Source organism: Actinosynnema sp. NPDC059797, from assembly GCF_042732085.1.
Classification (GTDB): Bacteria; Actinomycetota; Actinomycetes; order Mycobacteriales; family Pseudonocardiaceae; genus Actinosynnema.
Genome location: NZ_JBHWIE010000406.1, coordinates 1 through 5,939 on the forward strand (window position 1 = coordinate 1; position 5,939 = coordinate 5,939).

The 5,939-nt window shown below is 74.3% G+C and carries 5 protein-coding genes; 2 read left to right on the plus strand and 3 right to left on the minus strand.

Going from position 1 to position 5,939, the window contains the following annotated elements; genetic code table 11:
- The first annotated feature begins 333 nt into the window (after positions 1 to 333).
- Complete coding sequence (locus ACFV4N_RS38415) at positions 334 to 1,872, plus strand: acyl-CoA carboxylase subunit beta (protein WP_499677603.1); 1,539 nt, start codon at positions 334 to 336, stop codon at positions 1,870 to 1,872.
- 31 nt (positions 1,873 to 1,903) lie between these two features.
- On the opposite strand, the gene ACFV4N_RS38420 is transcribed toward ACFV4N_RS38415, so the two are convergent.
- Positions 1,904 to 2,587, minus strand: coding sequence for a TetR/AcrR family transcriptional regulator (locus ACFV4N_RS38420; protein WP_499677599.1), 684 nt, complete (start codon positions 2,585 to 2,587; stop codon positions 1,904 to 1,906).
- Positions 2,588 to 2,964: 377 nt separating this feature from the next.
- On the opposite strand from ACFV4N_RS38420, the gene ACFV4N_RS38425 reads away from it, so the two are divergent.
- Positions 2,965 to 3,720: a helix-turn-helix transcriptional regulator gene (locus ACFV4N_RS38425; RefSeq protein ID WP_499677600.1), complete on the plus strand. Its 756-nt coding sequence runs from the start codon at positions 2,965 to 2,967 to the stop codon at positions 3,718 to 3,720.
- An 80-nt stretch (positions 3,721 to 3,800) separates the two neighbouring features.
- Here the strand turns inward: ACFV4N_RS38425 and ACFV4N_RS38430 are convergent, their stop codons facing one another.
- Positions 3,801 to 4,841 carry a carboxymuconolactone decarboxylase family protein gene (locus ACFV4N_RS38430; RefSeq protein WP_499677601.1) on the minus strand — a complete coding sequence of 347 codons (1,041 nt, stop codon included), beginning with the start codon at positions 4,839 to 4,841 and terminating at the stop codon, positions 3,801 to 3,803.
- A 41-nt stretch (positions 4,842 to 4,882) separates the two neighbouring features.
- On the minus strand, positions 4,883 to 5,939 hold a 1,057-nt coding region (locus tag ACFV4N_RS38435; RefSeq protein WP_499677602.1), incomplete at its 5' end, for a cytochrome P450.

A 5,939-nucleotide genomic window follows, 5' to 3' on the forward strand; every position in this document is an offset into this window, starting at 1 on the left:
GGCCGCCCCCAAAAAATATTCGGCGGCCCCGGTGCTGTCCGCGCCCCCCACCCGCGGCCGGGGTCCGATGTGTATCTGCGCCGGCTGGTCCCGGGGGGCGTCGCCCGCGCCGGGGGGTGCGCGCCCGTGACGACCGGGTCGGCCGACGAGGTGGTGGCGCGGTCCGCGGGCGATGGTCGGGGCGGCGACGGGCGGGGCGGCAACGGCCGGGGCGGCGTCGAGGTGGACTTCGTGCCGGTGGAGGTGCCGCGCCCGGCCAGGGGGAACGGCGCGGCCGGCGGGAACGGCGGGAACGGCGGGGCCGCTCCCGCGGGCGGCCCGCCGCCGCGCACCATGGACGCGGTGCGCGAGGCGCACGGCAGGCTGCGCGAGGAGATCGTGGCGGGCCGGCCGGAGGGGGTGCGCCGCCAGCACGCCCTGGGCAAGCGCACCGCCCGCGAGCGCCTGGACCTCCTGCTGGACGAGGGCTCGTTCGTGGAGGTCGACCTCTACCGGCGGCACCTCGGCACCGGCCTGCGGCTGTCGAGCCGGCCGCACACCGACGGCGTGGTCGCGGGCAGCGGCACGGTCGACGGCCGCCGGGTGTTCGTCTACGCCCAGGACTTCACCGTCTTCGGCGGCTCGCTCGGCGAGGCGCACGCGGCCAAGATCCACAAGGTGATGGACCTGGCGATCGCCACCGGGTCGCCGATCATCGCGCTCAACGACAGCGGCGGCGCCCGCATCCAGGAGGGCGTGATGTCCCTGCACGGCTACGGGGGCATCTTCCGCCGCGTCGTCGCCGCCTCGGGCGTCGTGCCGCAGATCAGCGTCGTGCTCGGCCCCTGCGCGGGCGGCGCGGCCTACTCGCCCGCGCTGGCCGACTTCACGTTCATGGTCCGCGACACCGCGCAGATGTACCTGACAGGTCCGGACGTGGTGCAGGCGGTCAACGGCGAGCGGGTGACCCACGACGAGCTGGGCGGCGCCGCGGTCCACGGCGAGCGGTCCGGTGTGGCCGCGTTCGTCTGCGACGACGAGGAGAGCTGCCTGGAGGAGGTCCGGTACCTGTTGTCGCTGCTGCCCTCCAACAACCTCGACCGCGCGCCGTCCGCCGGGCCGTGCGGCGCGACCGAGGACCTGCGCCCGGAGCTGGCCCGCATCGTCCCGGTGGAGCCCAACCGGCCCTACGACGTGCGGCTGCTGGTCGAGGAGCTGCTCGACGACGGCGAGTTCCTGGAGGTGCACCGGGACTGGGCGCGCAACGTGGTGTGCGCGTTCGGGCGGGTCGACGGCGAGACGGTCGGCGTGGTCGGCAACCAGCCGAGCGTGCTGGCCGGCGTGCTGGACATCCCGGCGGCGGAGAAGGCCGCGCGGTTCGTGCGCTTCTGCGACGCCTTCGGCATCCCCCTGGTGACCCTGGTGGACGTGCCGGGGTTCCTGCCCGGCACCGAGCAGGAGTACGGCGGCATCATCCGGCACGGCGCGAAGCTGCTCTACGCCTACTGCGAGGCCACGGTGCCGCGCGTCCAGGTGATCGTGCGCAAGGCCTACGGCGGCGCGTACATCGTGATGGACTCGCGGTCCATCGGCACGGACCTGTCGTTCGCCTGGCCCACCAACGAGGTGGCCGTGATGGGCGCGGACGGCGCGGTGAACGTGCTGTACCGCCGCGAGCTGGCCGCCGCGACCGACCCGGCCGCGCTGCGGGCCGAGCTGGTCGCGGAGTACGCCGAGGCGCTGATGCACCCGCAGTACGCCGCCGAGCGCGGCCTGGTGGACGACGTGATCGACCCCGCGGAGACGCGGGCCGCCGTCGCCCGGGGGCTGGCGCTGCTGCGCGACAAGCGCGGCGAGCCGCCCCGGCGCAAGCACGGCAACATCCCGCTCTGAGGCGGGGTTCGGGCAGGGCCCCGGCGCGCGGTCAGCGCCGGGGCTCGACCGCGTGCGGTGCGCCCGCGACCTCGCGGCGCACGCGCCGGTTCGCCGCGGCCATCGACCTCGCCACCGCCTCCGTGGTGTCGCCGACCCCGACGATGAGGCTGCGCAGCAGGTCCTCGTAGCAGCGGTCGGCGTCCACCGGGTCGATCAGGTAGCCGCCCAGCTCCAGGTTCACCAGGCCGTGCGTGGCGATCCACAGCTCGTGCGCCACGAGCAGCGGGTCCGCCTCCCGGAACCGGCCGGCCTCCACGCAGCGGGTGACGCACGCGACGACGTCCACGAGGGTGTACCTGCCGTACTGGCGGTCGTCCTCGGTGAGCGAGAAGCCGGCCAGCGACTGGCCGCCGAACATCACCGCGTACAGGTGGGAGTTCGCCTTCGCGTTGTGCCGGTAGGCGTGGCCGAGCACCAGCACGTCCGCCACCGGGTCGTCGGTCTGCCGCACTCGCGCGAACTGGCGCTCCAGGCGCGCGAACCCCTCGTGGACCATTTCCCGGACCAGGCCGCTCATACCGCCGAAGTAGGTGTAGACGGCCATGGTCGAGGTGCCCGCCTCGGCGGCGATCTTGCGGGTCGAGAGCGCCTCGGCGCCGTGCTCGGCCAACAGCCGCGCCGCGATGTCGACCAGGGCGGTGCGGAGCTCGGGATCCAACTTGCGCGGGCTCACCTTGACAGTGTTGCACAACGCCGTTATTGTTTGCCTAACAATGTTATGCTACAAAGATCGAATTGAGCGTGCTTTCCCGGCTGGATAGGTCGATCGGGTGACAATTGCGCGATGTTCTCCCGGCTGAGCGTAACAGAACGCCATGAAGCCGGACGACCGTCTTGCATCGTGCGGTACTGCTCCGCGCACGGCCAATCAGGACCGTTGTCCTGCTAACGTCGTCAACAGGGACTTGACGAAATCCGCGCACCGGGCGCGGACGGCGACGATCGACGAATCGTGGGCGCGGCGAGCGGAATGCGACCGCCGCGCGGGTGGGGGATATTCCGGAGTTCGTCCGTCGATGGCCACTCGAACGGCGCAATGGGAGGACTGCTGTGCAGGACGCGGTAGAGCGCGCGATCGACACGATGTGGGACCGCTACCACGAGCCGCTGTCCCTGGCGGACCTGGCGGACACCGCGATACTCAGCAAGTTCTACTTCTCCAGGGTGTTCCGGGCCATGACCGGGACCTCGCCGGGTCGCTTCCTCACCGCGATCCGGCTCAGCAAGGCCAAGGAGCTGCTGCTGGAGACGACGGCGAGCGTCACCGAGATCTCCTACATGGTGGGCTACAACAGCCTCGGGACCTTCACCAGCCGGTTCACCCGCAGCGTCGGCGTCTCGCCCGCCCGCTACCGCGCCCTGTCCGGCGCGGGGGTCCTGTCGCTGTCGTCGTTCCCCGGGCCCGCGCGCGGCCCGCAGGGCGGTGCGGTGTGCGGCTGGGTCGGCGTGCCGGACGCGGGCACGCCGGTGCGCGTGTACGTGGGCGCGTTCCGGGACCCGATCGCCCAGGGCGTGCCGAGCGCGTGCGACATCCGCGACGGCTCGGGCCCGTACCAGCTCAACGGCGTGCCCGAGGGCGAGTGGTTCATCCGGGTCGCCGTGGTGGCCGTGAACGCACTCGACCCGCGCCCGTGGAAGCGGCGGCCGCTGTTCGTCGGGGACGCCGAACCGGTCTTCGTGCACGCCGGGCAGTCGGTCGAGGTCGACGTCGAGACCAGGCTGCTGCGCCTGCTGGACCTGCCGATCCTGCTGGCGCTGCCCGAACTGGACAGTCGCACCGCGCCCGTGGCCGACCGGGTCGGGTGACCGGCGCGCCGGGGTCCGACGTGGACGAAAGGGCCCGCTCCGGCAGGAGCGGGCCCTTCCCGTTCGCGCGACCGGCGCCCTCAGCCCGTCCGCATCCAGCCGCCGATCCGCCGCGCCGCGGCCATGCTCGCCCACGACGTCACGTCGATCAGCGCCCGGTCGGTCGGCGAGACCGCGCGGAAGTCGTCGATCACGCCCTGGTCGACCTGGTAGGACGCCAGCGCCGTGAGCAGGGCCAGCCGGCCGGTCGCGCGGTGCCCGGGGGGCAGGTCGCCGACCGCCTCCTCCACCCACGCCCGGCTCACGCCGAGGGGCCGCCCGTCCCACCGCGCCAGGTGCGCCGACACCAGCTCGCGCACCTCGTCGGGCGCCGAGCGGCGGCCCGCGCGCTCCACCGCGGCCGCGCCCCGGGCGAACGCGCCGGCCACGGCGGGGTTGCCCTCCGCCCAGCGCAGGTCGTCGGGCAGCGGCGCGTCGGGCAGCAGGTCCAGCGACGCGCCCGGCCGCGGGCCGCGCCGCTCGGCCGACTTGATCAGGTGGACCAGCACCCGGCGCACGACCACCATCGACGCCGCGGGCGCGCCCGGCGGCAGCGGCAGCTCGCCCAGGAACAGGTTCACCATCCGGTTGAGGTAGTGCAGGACGACCGCCGTGCCGACGACCTCCGCGGCCTGGTCGGCCGGGAACGGCACGGGGTGGGCGGCGGCCGTGTCGGGGCTCGCGTTGGCCCTGGCCCAGTCCGCCGCCGCACGGGCCGCCGGGTCCCGCTCGACCCCGCCCCGCCCGCCCACCAGGTCGTCGAGCACGGAGGAGTGCATGGTGACGCAGAACGGGCACGCGTTGCCCTGCGACACCGCCGTGGACACGGCCTCCTTCACCGCGCGCGGCGCCGTCCCGGGCACCAGCAACGTCTCCCGCAACGTCACCCAGGCCGCGGCCAGCACGTCGGGCGCCGGCGCGTGCAGCGCGACGGGCGGCGCGAGCACGCCGAAATCGCGCTCCAGCTCCCGGTAGACCCGGGCCACGTCACCGCCCGCCGCGCCGAACCGCACCGGCCGGACCCGCCGGACCTGGACGGTGGAGAGCCCGCGCAGACCGACCTGCACCAGGGTTGCCCGCATCGGAACCGGTCCCTCCTCGACGCCTTCCCGCCTCCGCCGCCTCACGCGACCGGCCGCACCGTCATCGGCAGCCCGCCGCGCACGCGCAGCGTCAACATCGGCTCGGCCCGCACCTCGTAGCCGGGCACGGTGGTCAGCCGCAGCTCGCGCACCACCGCGGCGGTCACGATCGTGGCCTCCAGCATGCCGAGCCCGCTGCCGATGCACACGCGCGGTCCCGCGCCGAACGGGATGTAGGCGTAGCGCGGCCTGCCGTCCGCCCGGCCGGGCTCGAACCGGTCCGGGTCGAACCGGTCCGGCTCCTCCCAGAACGCGGGGTGGCGGTGCAGGGTGTACGGGCAGATCAGCACGTCGGCGCCGGCGGGCACGCGGTAGCCGCCGATCTCGTCGGGGCCGCGCGACAGCCGGGGCAGCAGCCACACCGGCGGGTAGAGCCGCATGACCTCCTGGATCACCGTCGTGGTGTACCGCAGCCGGTGCACGTCCGCGACCGTCGGCAGCCGGTCGCCGAGCACCTCCACCACCTCGGCGCGCACTCGCTCCCACACCTCGGGGTGGCGGTCGAGCAGGTGGAAGGTCCAGCTCAGGGTGCTGGCCGTGGTCTCGTGCCCGGCCAGCAGCAGCGTCACCATCTCGTCGCGCATCCGCAGCCGGCCCGCCCGCGCGTCGGGTTCCCGGCGCAGGGCCTCGACGAGCCGGGACAGCACGTCGTCGCCCTCGGGGGTCGGGTTCGCGGCGCGCTCGGCGGCCAGCCGGGCGACGATGCGGTCCAGGTCGGCGCGGGCCCGGCGGAACCGGCGCTGCCGGGGCAGCGGCAGCCACGTCGGCACCGCGCCCAGCGACATCATCTCGAACATCGCCTGGTCCTGGACCGCCTCGAACGACTCGCCGATCGACTCGAACGCGCCGAGGTCGGCGTCCAGCAGGGTCCGCCCGAGCACGCCCAGGGTCAGGCCGGTCATCTCGGCGCTGATGTCGACCGGCCCGTCCCCGGCCCGCCGCCGCAGCCGCTCCACCAGCCCGGCCGCCTCCTGCGCGATCACCTCGGCCTTGCCGTTGACGCGCTTGGCCTGGAACACCGGCTGGATGGTCTTGCGC

Excerpts from the sequence above, each read along its gene's own strand:
- ACFV4N_RS38430 (WP_499677601.1), bottom strand. The coding sequence starts at position 4,841 with ATGCGGGCAACCCTGGTGCAGGTCGGTCTGCGCGGGCTCTCCACCGTC.
- ACFV4N_RS38415 (WP_499677603.1), top strand. The coding sequence starts at position 334 with ATGGACGCGGTGCGCGAGGCGCACGGCAGGCTGCGCGAGGAGATCGTG.